This window comes from Cobetia sp. QF-1, assembly GCF_002213105.1.
Lineage (GTDB): Bacteria > Pseudomonadota > Gammaproteobacteria > Pseudomonadales > Halomonadaceae > Cobetia > Cobetia crustatorum.
Genome location: NZ_NBVS01000007.1, coordinates 55,060 through 71,235 on the forward strand (window position 1 = coordinate 55,060; position 16,176 = coordinate 71,235).

The following is a 16,176-nucleotide window of genomic DNA, read 5'->3' on the forward strand; positions in this document are numbered from 1 at the left end:
CGTTAGACCTTCATCTTGGCGAGCAAGGCCGCCACTGCAGCGTGATGCTCAGGGTCTTGATGACACTGGCCCTGAAAACTGGCACACAGGTCGAGAAAATCATCGAGTCCCATGTCAGGCGCTCGCCGCATGAGACGCTTGGTCAGCCGCGTTGCTAGACGTGGCTGCCTCGCCATCTGCCCGGCCATCTCCAGCGCGCGCGGCATCAATGCATCTTCTGCGCAGACGTCTAACACAATCCCCAGTGTGAGCGCCTCCTCAGCGGCCACGATTCGTCCACTGAAAGTCAGCTCACATGCGCGCTGATAGCCAATCAAGCGCTGTAGCAACCAGGCACCGCCATCGCCGGGAATCAGCCCGAGGTTGAGAAAGGTCTCTCCGAAACGGGCGCGATCACTCGCTAGCCGGATGTCACACATGTTGGCGAGATCGAACCCTGCCCCAATGGCAGGCCCGTTGACAGCGGCGATAACCGGCACCTCAATGCCCAACACAGCACGCGGCATTCTCTGAATACCACGCCGATAACGCGCTGCTACCTCTGCGGCATCTCCCGCAAAATCGCCGCGCCGTTGTGCCATGTCCTGAACATTCCCCCCAGCCGAGAAGGCACTACCCCCACCAGTGATTACCAGTGCGCCAACGGCGTCACACTGATTCACCCAGTCTGCGACCCTCAATATATCCTCGACCAGCGCTGTTCCCGTCAAGGCATTGCGTACGTCATGACGTGACAGCGTCAGCACTGCCACCCCCTTATCGAGTTGTAACTGACTGTCCTGTAGCGGCGGTAATGAAGTCTGAGGAAGTGAGGGAGTCGTCATGACGAATTTCCTTACAAAGCCGTTGTGCATGAAAGTGGCGTCTGATGAGGTGCAATCGTTGATGAAATGCAGCGACTCATACAAAACAGTACTGCATCAAAAAGCCCTCGCCCCTCACACAAGAAGTTCTCTGCGAGGATAAGCGAAGGCTTTGAATGAATCGGCTCAATACGATGATATTGTGGATGCTGTAACGCTGATTACTGAGCGATCCAACCGAGGTCCATATTGAAGCTGGAGCCCGTGACTGAACCCGCCTTATCTGATGCCAGCCACAGCGCCATGTCAGCCACTTCAGAAGGGTCGATCATGCGCTTGATCGCGGCGCCCTTGAGCATGATCTTGTCGATGACTTCCTCTTCCGGCATATCGTTGAGCTTGGCCTGCTCAGCAATCTGCTTGTCAACGAGTGGCGTACGCACGTAGGCCGGACAAATGGCATTGGCAGTGATACCGCTCTCACCGCCTTCAAGCGCGGCTGTCTTGGTCAGCCCCATCAGGCCATGCTTGGCACTCACGTAAGCAGCTTTACCCGGTGAAGCCACATGCGCATGAATGGAAGCCATGTTGACGATACGCCCATAGCCGTTCTTTTCCATGTGCGGCCAGGCGGCCTGCATGAGGGTGAACGGTGCGGTCAGCATCAACGAAATGATCTGATTCCATTTGGCTTCCGGAAAATCCTTGATGCGCTCGACGTGCTGGATACCGGCATTATTGACCAGTATATCCAAGCGACCAAAGCGCGATACCGCTTCTGCCACGGCGGCCCGGCATTGCTCAGCATCGGTGAGGTCAGCCTTGAAAAAAGTTGCGCCTGCCTTGTCGGCAACACTGGCACCTGCATCACTGAAATCAACCGCCAGCACTTGATGACCCGCCTGACAGAATGCCTCCATGATAGCGGCACCGATACCACTGGCAGTCCCAGTCACAAGGGCAACGCGAGCGGGGGATGACTGATGTTCACTCATGCAAATCTCCTGACGATGGTGATGTCATGCTGCTGTGCAACATACAATGAAGATAGCGCTAATAAAGCCATCTTCGCCACCCGACCATCGCCTTGTTGGCAAGCGGCGTGAGGGTATATCTGCGTTTTATCCTTCACGCGACAATGAGATGCGGCTCAGAGAGAGCATTGAGGTATCCTACGCAACGCCAAAGACAGCTCAGCGTGACTCAAGACACGCCATATTGCGTTCAATATCCTTTCTGGACAACGCTCAAAATTACTCAGGGAAAACGCACCCGCGCCATCAATCCAGGCATCTGCGGAGTGCCCAACGGACTATCACTCAACGTCAAATCTGCGCCGAGACGCTCTGCCAGCTCACGCACGATCGAGAGGCCAAGCCCTGAGCCCTGAGTCTTCTGACCTGCCAGCCGTACGAAGCGCTCGAAGACACGCTCGCGTTCGCGCAACGGAATGCCTGGGCCAGTATCCAGAACCTCCATCGTCACAAGCCTCGTCATGCCTTTGTCAGCCGTGGCATCTACACGAATGACGAGCTGTACCTGCCCACCTTCAGGCGTATAGCGCAGCGCATTATCGAGTAGATTACGCAGCAGTACATAGATCCCATTCTCGTGGCTGTACAAGGTCACTTCTGGCGCGATCTTCAATAGCAGCACAATGCCTCTCTGCTGCGCCATATGGCCGAGATCACGCTCCAATTCATGGGCGAGATGCTCGAGATCTACCTTGACCCGCGGCACTTCCGTCCCGCTTTCAAGACGCGAAAGTGTCAGCAGCTGCTCAACCATGCGTGTCATGCGATTGACGCCATCCACGATCATGCGTGCTGCACGACGGGAGGCTTCATCCGTCGCATCGGCTTCAAGGTTCTGTGCATGCACCTTGATACCCGCCAGTGGCGTTCTCAATTCATGCGCGGCATTGGCAGTAAAGCGCCGTTCTTTATCAAGCGTATCGGCCAATCGGGCTAGCAAACCATTGAGTGCATCTACCATGCCCCGAATTTCATCAGGTGCCTCGCGGACATCCAAGGGTTCGAGATAGCCGGGCTGCCGCGCCGTGATCTGGCGGCTGATACGCAGCACAGGACGGAATCCACGTGAGACCGCAATACCAATCATCAGCGCAATCACGAGAAGTCCCACGATCAGTGCGAGCACATTGTGCAATGCAATCTGGCCGGTCAGCTCATCACGAACATCTTCACGTTGCGCCGCCGTTACCCAGACTCCCGTGTCGGGGAAATATAACGTGAAGGTATGCCAGTCGAAGTGATCAGTATGCTGCATGCCATAGCCCGGTATGGGCATATACGTCAGGTTAACGCCTTGCACGCCCAACCCCAACAGCGGCTGCCCGAGTGGGTCCCACATCTGAAAGACAAGCTTGTCTTCGTAGACATGGCCCAACGGCGACTTTTCATGCCCATCGGGAAAGCTCAACGAAGGTGGCCGCAGACGAAAAATCCCCGCCGTCAGCTCCTGAAGCAATTCCTGTCGCGATTCCACGTCCAACGCGGAGAGCTGAGACTGGTAAAGCTTGCCCAACATGCGCGCGTTCTGAGCCAGTTCAGCATCAAATAACTCATCGATCTGCTCACGAGCATCGTAATAACTCCACGCACCCGCTGCTCCCAGTACTATCACGACACCGCCAATCAGACTGCGGCGCAAAAAGCTGCGAATCGACTTCACGAGAGTTCACCCAATCGATAACCCACGCCACGAATGGTCTTGACGACACCGGCACCGAACTTGCGACGCAGATGGTGCACATGCACTTCAATGACGTTGCTCTCGACATCGCCATCCCATCCATATAGCTGCTCAACAAGCTGATCGCGACTAAAGACACGATTGGGGTGCAACAACATGAACTCGAGTAAATCGAATTCACGGCGGCCCAAGGGTACTTCAGTACCGGACAACGTCACACTGCGCCCTGCCTGATCAATGCTGAGAGGTCCAATCTGCAAGCTACCGCTGACCTGACCGGCGTGACGTCGCACCAGGGCGCGTAATCGTGCCACCAGCTCAGCGATATCGAAGGGCTTGACCAGATAGTCATCCGCACCACTATCAAGCCCACGGACACGATCACTGATGTCATCACGTGCAGTAAGAATAAGCACCGGCAGCGTATGCCCTTGCCGACGCAATGCATTGAGCACCTCAATGCCGTCCATATCCGGCAGACCAAGGTCCAGTACCAGCACATCAAAACTGGAATGCTTGAGTGATGCAACGACGTTACCTCCCTCCTTGAGCCACTCACTACTCATGCCTTCACGGCTCAAGGTATGGCTAACGCCCTCTCCCAGGAGGGGATCATCTTCGACCAGCAAGACTCGCATTGGGACTCCTTGAAAGACATCGGCGTATCCAGCACTGGCTGGATGAAAGACGTCCGCTACCTGAAGGAAGCGGACGTCTCGAGAGGTGACCTACCAGCATGATAGTACTCGTAGACAAGCTGTCAGGCCCCAGCCTTGGTGCGGCGGGCCTGATGGCGCGCCAGACGCCACTTATCGACTCGCGTGGTCAACAGCATCTTTTCTTCACGTAGACCCACTGCGCCGCGCTCGACGATCCGGCGTGGCCAGCCAATCAGTCGCCGCGACCTGTCAATGCTCCGCAGCCATGTACGCTTGGTAACACTGGGGGTTCGCGCCAGACGTAATCGCAAGATCACATTCCGTGCTTGGCGAGCCACACTCACAGGATGACTACCTTGATGACGCGCCAGACGCATCAACAAGGGGTCCTCTTCTCCGGTGACCATCGCAGGCCCATGTAATCTAACGCGTGTATGGCGTGGCGGCGGTAGCGCAGTGAAAAAATCACCATCTGACTGCAGGGTGAGCTCCAGCAATGATTCCGTCTCCGGCAACACCCATGGGGCGCTCAGCAATCGCAGCACCTGATCCCTGATCTCGAGCGGCCATCCACGTGTCTTGAGAACATACCATGCTCTACCATTCTCAAGCTGCCAGTCACCATCACCCGGCAGCGTCAGCAAGGTATTGGGACACAGAGCCGTTGGCATGGCTGACAGCTGTTCACAAAGCGAATTACCCGTCGTGTCAGCAGCGCTGAGGGTCAAGCACTGATGCTGTTGGGCGTCAGGCGTGGGAAGCAGCTGACACAGCAGTGCCAGGTCATCATTATCACGCTCAATCAGTGTCAGGGCAGCGCCCGCGGATGCCAGCTGCCAGCACAATTCACGACAACTGGAGGCCATGGGCGCTTCAATCAGCAAACGATGCCCGGAGAGGCTACCGTGCTGGCGCTGTTCAACACGACGTCTAAATGGACTGAACATGTCACTTTCCTTGAGTCGGGGCATCGCCAGCAATATACGCAACGACGCGTTAACGTCGCGCCCTAGCCACGCCTGATTCGCATACGTCCATCATGATTCCCCATCTGACTGACAGCGATGTGTCACAGGGATGACATTTGTTGTCACATACCCTGTCGGTACATCACCACTGACTGCCGCGGGCAGATCACCCAAATCATTGAACGTACGTCAGCATGACCCGCCTCGCTTAACGAAAAATTAAGCCAACTCAACTCACTCCAGATAAATCTTTTTACAGCCCAAAAAGGCTGACCAACGGCGGCAGGATAAAGGCTGTCAACAGCCCCGTCAGCCCCATGGACATACCCGCAAAGGCACCCGCCAGTGTACTGACTGAAGAGAAACAGAATGCCGTGCCTATCCCATGCGCCGAAAGCCCCATCGTGAATCCCTTGACCGTATCGTCTCGAGCACCCGCCAGTTTCATCATCGTTGGCCCCATCACGCAGCCCAGGGTTCCGGTGAGCAACACAAGACCCGCCGTCAGTGACGGAATACCGCCCAGCTTCTCGGCAATCCCCATCGCAATGGGAGAGGTCACTGACTTGGGTGCCAGACTGAGAGCGACCTGAGTGTGAGCACCCAGTGCTAGCGCCAGCCCCAGCGTCGTCGTCACTGCCGTGACAATCCCGGTGCAACAGGCGATCAATAGCGGCCACAGCATCTGCTTGACGCGATCCAGATGATCGAAAAGCGGCACTGCCAAAGCGACGGTCGCCGGGCCTAGCAGGAAATGAATGAACTGGGCCCCCTCAAAATAGGTCGCATAATCCGTATCGGTGACCAGCAGGAATGTCACGATCAACGCGATAGAGACCAGAACGGGATGTGCCAGTGATGAGCCGCGGGCCAGGCGGTTGATCGCGACAGCGACCAGAAACGCCACCAGTGTCAGCAATAGATGAAGTAATGGAGAAGCACTCAAGTACACCCAAAGTGCATCCAGAGGAGCCAATGTCATGAAGACACCTCGTTACGCTGAGGTATTTGAGGGGCAGCAGGCGGCCGGCGATCTATCAATCGCTGCAGCAACCATGCCGTTACCAGCTGTGTCACGGCTATCGACACTACCAGCGTGATCACGATTGGCATCAAGTCTCGGGCGATCAAACCAAAGTGCACCATGACACCCACTCCCGCTGGGACAAACAGCAATGAGAGATGTGCGAGCAGACCATTACTGGCAAGCCTCAAACTGCCGGGAACACGTTCACGCAATAAGGCGCGAGCCAATTGACGCTGTCCCATGTCGCCATCACGGCGCACCGCCTCCCCTTCTCTGTCAGCCGCAGGAACAATGCGTTTACGCAATCGACCACGCAGCATCAGGCCCATCAGTAAAAGCAGCATACCCAGCACTGGCCCCGGTACAGGTAATACAAGCGCCCTGCCAATGACCTCGCCCAGAAACTGGCACAATAAAAGCACGCAGAACCCCTTGATCAACTCCATCGCTGGCCAGACTCCTTCATCAAGATCTCATCCAAAAGTAGAACAACATGGCAAAATTGTGCCACAGACCGCGCTGTACTTCAGGATGCAAGATGGGAAGTACAATATTGATTCCCCGAAACTCTCTGCGTCATCACGATGCCAGGCTGTGATAGGGTTTATTTTTGACCGTCAACGACGCCTTTTTTATCCTTTGGGAAACTGCTACGCGATGCCGGACTCTCTCATGCTTGATACCTCAATCACCTCAGCCTGTATCGAGTCCCTGCGACGTGAAGAAGATCATCAGGCGCAGATGATCCTTGAGCTGGCAGCCAATCTCACCGGCACTTCCCTAGCCTTGATTACGCTTCGCGATGGCGATCAGCTAAAGCGCTGGCTCAGCCTGGATGACAATACCCCGGATATCGTACCGATCCACGACAGTCTGTGTGGCATGGCAGTCGTTCAGGGGGCAAGGCTAGTCACGCTCGATGCAAGCCAGCATCCCACTCTGCGTGATACCTGTTCAGTACAGGGCGACGGCATTCGCTACTACATTGGGCTACCACTGCGTAACACGCTAGGTGACGTCATTGGTTGCATGAGCATGTTCGACACCTCTCCACGTGAGACTCCGCCAAGTGATGGCACGCTCTCTCAGCTGGACAAGTTGGCGATGATGATCGGTGAGGCCGTCAAGCGACTGATGCAAGGTACTCGACTCAATACAGCGCTCCAGGACAGCCAGACGCGCGCCAACTGGATACTGTGCAGCATCTCGGACGGAATCATCGAATGGCAAGCAGGCCATGAGCGACTGACCATCTCGTCACGTCTGGAAACCCAGCTTGGCTATGCCCCCGGCACGCTGGACAGTCGACTTGAAGCGCTTCACGAGAGAGTGGCGCCGGAAATGCGTGAAGAGTTTCAGGCATTGATAAAAGATAATCGCTTGAAAAGTACTCCGTTTAGCATAGAGCTGCGTATTCGTACTCGACTAGGGGATTATCGCTGGTTCAAATTCCGTGCCCAGTTTGATGTCAGAGACAATGAGCCACGGCATTTCATTGGCTCGCTACTCGATATTCATCACCAGCACTTGGCCAATGTCGCGCAAGCCAACAAACTGCGGCGCTACGAGCACCAACAGGCTGCCCTTATCCGGCTCGGCAATACACGCCACATCGACGGCATCGATATTGAGACCCTGGAGCCATGGATTTGTCAGTTAGTGGCAGAAGGACTCCAGGTACGCAAAGTCAGTCTCTGGCGAATGAACGAGCAGAATAACAGCCTGCATCTACTTCATGTACGCGACTCATCTCTCCCCTCACCTCACGATGATACCGCTGACGCCTATCCTAAAACCCTTCCTCACGACCAACATCAAGGATATTTTTCAGCGCTGGATTCAGAACGAGTGCTGGCAATCGCAGATGTTTCCAGGGTAAACGAAGATCTGCTCTTCCAGGGAACATTCAGCAATGACATCAAAGCAATTCTTGATAGCCCTGTGCGCATGTCCGGAAAAATCGTCGGAGTTATCTGCTGCACCGAGTGCAATGCTCCCCGTGAATGGGCTGATGATGAACTGGCTTTCCTGACGTCGGTCTGTGATCGCGTATCGCAACTGGCCACTGAGTGTGAACGCCACATCACGCAGCAACGCCTCAGCGCCAGCGAGCGCCGTTACCGTGCTACTTTTGAACATTCTGCTGTCGGAATGGCGCACTTGGGAAACAACGGCCAACTACTGAGAATCAATCAACGCATTGAAGATATTCTCGGTTATCCCACGGCAACTCTATCCCGTTGTTATCTACGCGAGCTGGTAGACCCTGAAGATCTGGACCACTTGCTGGAACAACATCAGGCGCTGATCAATGGGGAAAAAGAGTACTTTACTCAGCGCTGTCGCTTTATTCATGCCAGTGGCAATACCGTTCATGCTGACATCAGTATCTCTGCTATCGATCCAACACCCAACCAAGAAGGCTATACGCTGATTGCGCTGATCGATAACACGCTCAACCACACCATGTCGCAACGACTGATACACGAAGCCAATCACGATAGCCTGACCGGTCTGCTCAACCGTGCCGCTTTTCGCAGCAGGTTGACTCAGCTATGTGATAACGCCCGAGCAGACGATACGGTCCATTGCCTAGCGTATATCGATCTCGACCAGTTCAAGGTCGTCAACGACACCTGCGGTCACTCTGCTGGGGATGCACTGCTGATCCAGCTCGTCGACATCATTCGTGCCGAGCTTCGTCCGCAGGACTTCCTGGCTCGCTTGGGAGGCGATGAATTCGGACTATTGATGCCTGAAACGATGCTGGAAGTTGCCGAACAACAACTGGAACATCTGCGGAATACTGTCGCCAACTTCCGTTTCATGTGGGATGACAAGCTCTTCGGTGTCAGCTCAAGCATTGGTCTTGTCAGCATCAGCAGTCGTCATAATGATCCGCATCAATTGCTGAGCGCTGCCGATGCAGCCTGTTATGAAGCCAAAGATGCGGGGCGTAATCGTGTACATCGACACTGTGAATCGGGTGATCAGGTCACACTACGCATGCAAGAAATGCACTGGGTGACCGAAATAACAGCCGCACTGGAAGAACAAAGAATCGTGTTATTTCAGCAACCGATCGTGTCCACTCACGTTGGATGCGAGAGTGACTCCGAGTTGCATTATGAAGTCCTCGTGCGCCTCCGGTCGCGTGATGGGAGCATCATTTCACCCGGCGAATTTCTGCCTGCGGCAGAGCGCTATGGCCTATCAGCGGCTATTGATGAGCATGTCATTCGCGCATATCTGTCGTGGCTAGCATCGCAGAAATCTCATGCCGAGCGCCTGACAATGGTAGCGCTCAATCTCTCGGGACACTCCATCAGCAGTCCCAGTTTTCGAGAAACTCTCGTCACGCTTGTGAGAGAAAGTGGTATCCCCGGCAACAAGATATGCTTCGAGATCACTGAGACGGTGGCGATCACGCGCTTGAGAGATGCACGCACCTTCTTCGAAACGCTGGGTGAATTAGGCTGCTACTTCGCACTGGATGACTTTGGCAGTGGTGTCTCATCTTTCGGTTATCTCAAGAGTCTGCCAGTCGATTATTTGAAGATCGATGGTGCCTTCATTCGTGATATGGATACCAATCGCGTGTCCTACTCCATTGCACGTGCCATCGCCGAGGTAGCACGCGAAATGGGCATGAAAACCGTGGCCGAATTTGTCGGTAGCAAGGATGTCTTAGCCTCGGTATCGACCATCGGTGTCGATCATGTGCAAGGATATGCGATTGGAATGCCCAGGCCGCTGATGGAAACCTCATTAGCCAGCCCCATGCTTGAACATCACTAGAAGCGCTAAACAAGCTCTCGACAACAAACAGCAAAAAAGCACTGCCGGTGATGAACCGACAGTGCTTTTTTGTGAGTCAGACACTAAACCGCAGAACGCCACCACTCGCTTAGAAGCCAGACTCTCGCCGCCAGACACCGACAGCCTCTCGCCATGTGCGACTGACCAAGCTGCGCGCTTCGGTCTGCACATTGACCACGCCCCGTCGTCCAGGGATGGACTGTATCAATGCCTGTTCATGATCCATGGGCTTCAACGTCACGCGATAGAGACTGCGCCTCAGCTCAAGCTCACCCTCCGGCCCCTCGCGCACGCGCAATGGCCCACCATAAGGGATCGCCATTTCGGGCTGCTCCAGCACTTCTACCGATTGTGGCTCTACGTTGGTGACGCGCATTTCCATTGGCTCACCCGCAGGAGACAACGGATAGAACCATGCTGTTGCATCAGCAGAAATACGCAGTACCTCTTCTTCTTCAACCCACGCCGTAAGATGAACATTATCAGGGTTGCGTAACGTCATCAGCCATTCGCCCTTACCCACCCAGCCTCCTTCCATGAGTGCAGGATTCACGGAATGTACTTGACCAGTATAAGGTGCCATCAAACGGCCCGTAGCCTGCTCCGCCTCAAGCGCATTGACACGCTGCCGCTGAACCGTGAGATCAGCCTGGACCACAGGACTCTCCTGAAGAAGACGACGGTCCAAACCACTGGCAGAGCGTCGCCAATCAAGCTGCTCAGTGCGTCGCTGAGCCGTGGCCAGTCGCTGAGCCACCTCGGGAGCACTGATGGTCGCCAGTGATTGCCCCGAGACCACGGATTCATCCTGCCTGACTGACAGACTGACACGGCCACCAAACGGAGCTTCCAGGCGAGTCGAGGCTTGCTCCAACCAGCCTGGAAGGCGTAATTCGCTTTGCCATGGCCACAACAGAAAAACACCCAGTGCCGCCACGATCAACGATGTACGCAACAAAGCCATGTTAGCCCGCGGCTTGCGCCCTTCGCTGAACCAGCGCCGTATTTCATTAATGATAGGCCGCATGATGAAATACCAGATCTCTACGGCAAACAGCACAATGCCGAGTAGCTTGAAGAAAAAGTGATAAACCGCCAAGGCGATGCCCAAGAAGAGCAATAAACGATAAACCCACACGCCCATTGCAAAGCCGATCAACGCACGTCGGGGTCGCTCTGGGGGGGGTTCCTTGAATCCAAACAACCACTCACGCAGCTGCCAGCGCGCAAGCGCCTGTGAGCGGGGTTCCAGATTAGGCTGACGCCATGCATCGGAAAGTAGGTAATAACCATCAAAGCGCATCAACGGATTGAAGTTGACCAACGCTGACATGATCCAGGTGGTGGTCGCTAACCAAAAGCAGATCGTTCGCAGCACACCCTCCGGTAACAGGTGCCAACAAAGCAGCGCCAATATCGAGATCGATATTTCAACCGCGACACCGGCAATGTCCACCTTGACCCTATCGTTGCCCTCCGTCAGACGCCATGCATCGCTAGTATCGGTGTACAGCACTGGCCAGCCTACAATGAAGGCCACACCAATAGTGGGAACTCGAGCTCCCTTGGCCTTGGCAACAAATGCATGACCTAGTTCGTGCAGAACTTTGACGAACACCAGTGCGATGCCCAGTGTCAGCCAACCCCCTATCGCGCCCAGAGCTGCAAAGCTTGCCAGGAAGGTATCCAGTTGACGCACCGTCAGCCAGAGTCCGAGTAACAACATGGCAAGCAGACCCCAGAAGCAGCGTCGACTGCCCAGCCAACGAACCTTGTTCAGATGTCGATCCAGCCAGCGATCAGGATTGGCAAGTGGGATACGCACAAACAAATAGTGATGCATCAACCACTTCAATCCCTTGGGACGCGATTCCAGGCGGCGCTGATAGCGCTCCTGCTGCCCCGGATCACCGCACACCAGATCATGCTGGCGTAAAAAATCAGACAAGATGCGCAGCTGCTCACCCGGTACTTCACGCCCAAGGCTTGAACTGGCCTCTTTGGCCACTGTGGCCTCTTGCCCTCCTCTGATAAAGGGCAATAATTCAATGGCAGATTCGCCTAGCCGATAAAAGCGCTGAGCAACAGGGTCATGTAGCAACCAGCGCCGCTTACCATCACGATCCTGTTCAACGGGATGCAGCTTCAAGTCCTGGCGCAAGACCGCAAGCGGTGGAGGCTGAGAAATCATCGTCTACCACCCAATCCAGCTACGCAGAGATGCCCAAGGTCGCCGGAACAAATAATAGCCAAGCGTTACTTTCTCACCATTGACCTTGGCGGTACCACGCCAGCCAACACGCGGCAGATGCTCGGTATCGCGCAAAAGTGCGTGCGCCCGATATGCCAACTCGCCGTCTGGTGCCAGCTCGGCACGATAATTGACGTGCGTCAGGTGGGCATCACGTACCTGCGAGGGATCAACATTGAGAAACAGCGAGACATCCGCGCCTTCCTGCAAGGGAATGTTGTCCGCACTTGGCAGCCAGATCTCCACTTCGGCACCTCGTGTATCAGCCACTTCGAGCAGACGCTCCCCTAACCTGACCGGCCGTCCTGCCCAATCGCTGGCATCACCAATGATGGCAACGCCATCACGAGGTGCTTCTACGCGGACTCGCGTCAGCTGCTCCTCTAGAAAGTTAACATCAGCACGCGCTTGCTTGACCTGAGCCAACAGCAGCGGCACTTCTGCACTCGCCGCACGATCGGTGAAGGCACGCTGGCGCGCACGTGCATACTCGGCCTGCGCCACTGCAAACGACTGACTAGCTTCAGCCAGTCGCCCTTTGAGCTCAGCATCGTCCAGCCTGGCCAACAACTGCCCTTGCTTCACCTGCTGATTGGGTGCAATGGACAGCTCCTTCAACACACCATCCAATGGCGAGCGAATGATACTACTGACCTCCGGCACGATCTCCGCCTGACCCAGAACGGATAAACGAACGGGCACCAGCATCAATAGCGCTAGCGTAGCGATCACGGCTCCCCATAACAGGCGCTTGCCGAGAGGAGCGCGCGTTCGTCCTGAATGTCGCGCCAGTACATTCTCAGCACCTTGTACCCAATGGGTCAGCAAGCGCTGTTCTGATTCATTCCAGGGCTTCTCACGCAGCAACAACAGACCACCTTCGATACGCCCTCGCCATACCATGGGTACCCAGATACCTTCGCGCGGCCAATGCTCACTCCATTGCCCCCCCAGGATTGAATCACGCTCAGTCAACCGCTCTGGAGTAATGAGCACTATCTGTTCAGGCTTGTCAGCTGACTCTGCCGATACCTTGCGAGAAATATCCGTACGATCAAGCTCGAGGGCCTTGATTACCCGACGCACCCAATGAAGATAAGGGCTCTGCTGCTCGACATCCGTGGCGCCGGAGTGCGCCGTCAACTTGCCGTTACTGACCAACAGCAATTGCCGAGCAGGAAACAAATACGCCGTATCATTGACGAGCACATATTCAGCTTCGCGTCGTCCCTTGGCACCCATCAGGCGCTTTTGAAGAGTGATCAGCCCTGCCAGGCGGTCCGTCGTCACGCTACCTGACATTTCAACACGCCGATTCATTGTGTCGCGTCTCCACTATCCACTGACAACGGATTCAATGAAGGGAAGCGTACTTCACCGCTCATGCCTGGCTTGACGCCTACATCTGGCGTTGTGTCAGGTAGCGCAATCACTTTGAGCGTCTGGCTGACAGGATCAATGCTATCGACTACACGTACAACCTTGCCGGACATCTCTGCACCGGTGGCATCGGCCTTGAACGTCATTTCTGTGCCGTTACCCACCTGTCCCAACCACATGGCGGGAATGACTGCCTCAATTTCGAGCTGATCCGAACTTACAAGCTCAAGCATCGGCTCGCCATTGGAAACGAATTGGTAAGGGTTAACGGCACGCGACACTACCTCGGCATCAAACGGGGCCGTGATAGTGCAGTCACTCAAGTAGACATCCGATAACTTAACCGACGAGCTAGCCTCATTGACGGCAGCACGCGAAAGATCTACCTCCAACTGACTGACATTGTCGTAACGCGCCAACTGTTTGTTGACCTTGTATTGAGAGCTGGCCCCGGACAGTCGTGCACTCGCGACAGCTCGCTCAGCCTTGAGCGAACGGCAGTCAAAACGGATAAGGACTTCGCCCTTCTTCACTTCTTCCCCCGCACGCCGGTTGACCTCCAGCAAGCGCCCCGAAAGAGGCGCCGCCAGAATGGTAGAGTTGATAGCACTGACCTGACCGCGAACGGTCGGCACATCAGCAGCGTGAGTCACACTAGCGAGTCCAGGTAACGCAACGCACAGCAGAATGCCGCCCAGTTTCGCCCAATAGCGCTTTCGATCGTCATGTACTGTCATATCGGCAGCGTCCCTGTTCAGAAAAGTTCGAGGCGCTGTCTCACAGACTCGCCTGCCCCTGTGTTGCGGTAGCCTCGGGTTGTGCTTCAAGCCAAAATGCAGGGTCCTGCAACGGCAAGGTGCCACTTGACCACTGACGGAATGCTTCATTCAGATTGTTGGCCAGCGCATCGACATCGTAACGCTGATAGTCCTCGGGTACCGGATTGAATCCAAGGCTGAACAGGAATCCACCGTAAGCATCTTGCGCATCAGCATAAGCAAGCGAGTTACTCAACACTGAATTCAGTGCCTTGGCTTGATTCAGCAAAGAGGCTGTACCGGAGATGGCACGACTGGCACGCGCTTGTTTGCTGAAGTCAGCAATTTGCTCATCGAGCGCCTGAAAACGCTGAGCAATGCTCAGACTGTCCAATGAATTGTGATATTGCTGCCAACCCAAATTCACGCGTGCCAGTGTTGCCATATTGCTGGCCAGGCGACGTGCCTCAACCATCTGATCTCGCGCTTCGTTCTGTGCCTTGATCTCGTTAATCGCGAGCAGGCGGAAGATATTCCAGCTGACACGAACCCCTGCCTGCGCCCAGGTGTCGTTATAGAGATAACTGTTGCTGTCGTAATTCGCGCTGTAAGAGAACTCAAGCCCGGGCAGCAAGCGCAACATGCTCTTACGCGCTTCCCGTTGAGCGATTCGGGCGTTATACAGCTGACCGATATATTCTCCGCTATTGGCGAGAGCAACACGCTCAAGTACATCAAGATCATTGGAAGGCAGCGGTGGCAGTGCTGGTAATTCACTAGGTGATTCAAGTGGAATTTCTGCATTGGGCGATTGATTGATCAAACTCGCCAACTCAATCTGCGACGTTTCGACTGAGCGCTGCAAACTTTTGAGATTACGCATGATCGACAGCAATTGGCGTTGCTCCTGGAGTACGTCCAACGGTGCACGCAGTTTCTCGCGTTGAATTTCCTCCAACTGGCCAAGTGCCTTTTCGGTATCAATGAGCAAGACGTCAATACGAGGCTTGAGCTTCTGCGTAACAGCAGCTTTCCAGTAGGCGCTGCGTGTCTGCTGAAGTAATTTGGCCATAATGTCACGACGCGCACTCTTGACGATCAGGAAGCGATCAGACTCCTGCTTGGCCTTGAGATAGCTGACGCCAAAATCCAATACATTCCATGAAAGACGCAAGTCTGCATTCGAGCGATCCTTGTCCACAGAAGTGGACTGGGCAAGGCTCTGTACACCAGTACGCACATTTTCACTGGAAGACGCATCTTCATTACTACGGCTAGTAAAACCAGCATTGGCCGCGAGTACGGGCAGCATATCCATCTTGGCAAGGTTGAAGCTCTGTTCTGCCAAGGCCTGTTCCATCAGCTTGACGCGATTATCAAGGTTGTACTTGAGTGCGCGCGCCATCGCATGATTGAGATCCAAAGGCTCTGTAATCGCGGGCGTCATCTGCTGAAACAACACCTCATCACCCTGTATCGCTGTCGCAATATCCTGACGCCCCAGTGGTTCAGGTTGTACGGTGCCACATGCGGACAACACAACGCCCGCTGCACTGATGGCGACCATGGTCGCCAATGTTTTGAGGCGCCCTTTCCCTTTGGGCGCTAGCTCAGGCGATACCTGAAACGCGTACCCAGTCGTTAGTCCCGTCATGATGTATCCCCTGTCCCTTACTCTTGTATGCCCGCCTTTCATTTCAGGCGGGAATGAATCTTGTGACTAAAGCCGATAGCGAAATGCTTTTTGGTGTTCTTGAGTCACCTGCTAGCTGGCCTTTCTCTGTCGCCGGACTAAC

The 16,176-nt window shown here is 54.9% G+C and carries 12 protein-coding genes; 1 reads left to right on the forward strand and 11 read right to left on the reverse strand.

All coding sequences use genetic code 11. The annotated features are described in order from the left end of the window. Positions 1-2: 2 nt before the first annotated feature. The 7 genes from CFN46_RS13200 to CFN46_RS13230 all read right to left on the reverse strand — a co-directional run bounded on the left by CFN46_RS13200 (position 3) and on the right by CFN46_RS13230 (position 6,618). Positions 3-824 (reverse strand): enoyl-CoA hydratase-related protein, encoded by an 822-nt coding sequence (locus CFN46_RS13200; RefSeq protein ID WP_088743750.1) that lies wholly within the window; start codon positions 822-824, stop codon positions 3-5. Positions 825-1,024: 200 nt separating this feature from the next. After that, on the reverse strand, positions 1,025-1,798 hold the full coding sequence (locus CFN46_RS13205) for a 3-hydroxybutyrate dehydrogenase (RefSeq protein ID WP_024950569.1): 774 nt from the start codon (positions 1,796-1,798) through the stop codon (positions 1,025-1,027). 262 nt (positions 1,799-2,060) lie between these two features. Then, positions 2,061-3,497 carry an ATP-binding protein gene (locus CFN46_RS13210; protein ID WP_088743751.1) on the reverse strand — a complete coding sequence of 479 codons (1,437 nt, stop codon included), beginning with the start codon at positions 3,495-3,497 and terminating at the stop codon, positions 2,061-2,063. Then, entirely contained in the window at positions 3,494-4,156 is a 663-nt protein-coding gene (locus tag CFN46_RS13215; protein WP_088743752.1) for a response regulator transcription factor, read from the reverse strand. The genes CFN46_RS13210 and CFN46_RS13215 overlap by 4 nt, the downstream gene beginning before the upstream one ends. Before the next feature lie 122 nt (positions 4,157-4,278). Then, a complete protein-coding gene (locus CFN46_RS13220; protein ID WP_024950571.1) occupies positions 4,279-5,124 on the reverse strand; it encodes a hypothetical protein in 846 nt (281 codons plus the stop codon). Positions 5,125-5,398: 274 nt separating this feature from the next. Next, a complete protein-coding gene (locus tag CFN46_RS13225) occupies positions 5,399-6,127 on the reverse strand; it encodes an LrgB family protein (protein ID WP_024950572.1) in 729 nt (242 codons plus the stop codon). Then, positions 6,124-6,618 carry a CidA/LrgA family protein gene (locus CFN46_RS13230; RefSeq protein WP_035158462.1) on the reverse strand — a complete coding sequence of 165 codons (495 nt, stop codon included), beginning with the start codon at positions 6,616-6,618 and terminating at the stop codon, positions 6,124-6,126. The genes CFN46_RS13225 and CFN46_RS13230 overlap by 4 nt, the downstream gene beginning before the upstream one ends. A 226-nt stretch (positions 6,619-6,844) precedes the next feature. Between CFN46_RS13230 and CFN46_RS13235 the strand changes: the two genes are divergently transcribed. After that, complete coding sequence (locus CFN46_RS13235) at positions 6,845-9,970, forward strand: EAL domain-containing protein (RefSeq protein WP_176426476.1); 3,126 nt, start codon at positions 6,845-6,847, stop codon at positions 9,968-9,970. Between the two features lie 109 nt (positions 9,971-10,079). Here CFN46_RS13235 and CFN46_RS13240 read toward each other — a convergent pair whose 3' ends face one another. From CFN46_RS13240 to CFN46_RS13255, 4 genes are read right to left on the reverse strand one after another with little or no spacing between them, the layout of a single operon-like run. Then, positions 10,080-12,182, reverse strand: coding sequence for an HlyD family efflux transporter periplasmic adaptor subunit (locus CFN46_RS13240; protein WP_088743754.1), 2,103 nt, complete (start codon positions 12,180-12,182; stop codon positions 10,080-10,082). Positions 12,183-12,185: 3 nt separating this feature from the next. After that, positions 12,186-13,562 carry an efflux RND transporter periplasmic adaptor subunit gene (locus CFN46_RS13245; RefSeq protein WP_024950578.1) on the reverse strand — a complete coding sequence of 459 codons (1,377 nt, stop codon included), beginning with the start codon at positions 13,560-13,562 and terminating at the stop codon, positions 12,186-12,188. Beyond that, positions 13,559-14,359 (reverse strand): efflux RND transporter periplasmic adaptor subunit, encoded by an 801-nt coding sequence (locus CFN46_RS13250; protein ID WP_024950579.1) that lies wholly within the window; start codon positions 14,357-14,359, stop codon positions 13,559-13,561. Before CFN46_RS13250 ends, CFN46_RS13245 begins: the two co-directional genes overlap by 4 nt. 40 nt (positions 14,360-14,399) lie before the next feature. Beyond that, positions 14,400-16,034 carry a TolC family protein gene (locus CFN46_RS13255; protein ID WP_176426477.1) on the reverse strand — a complete coding sequence of 545 codons (1,635 nt, stop codon included), beginning with the start codon at positions 16,032-16,034 and terminating at the stop codon, positions 14,400-14,402. Positions 16,035-16,176: the final 142 nt, after the last annotated feature.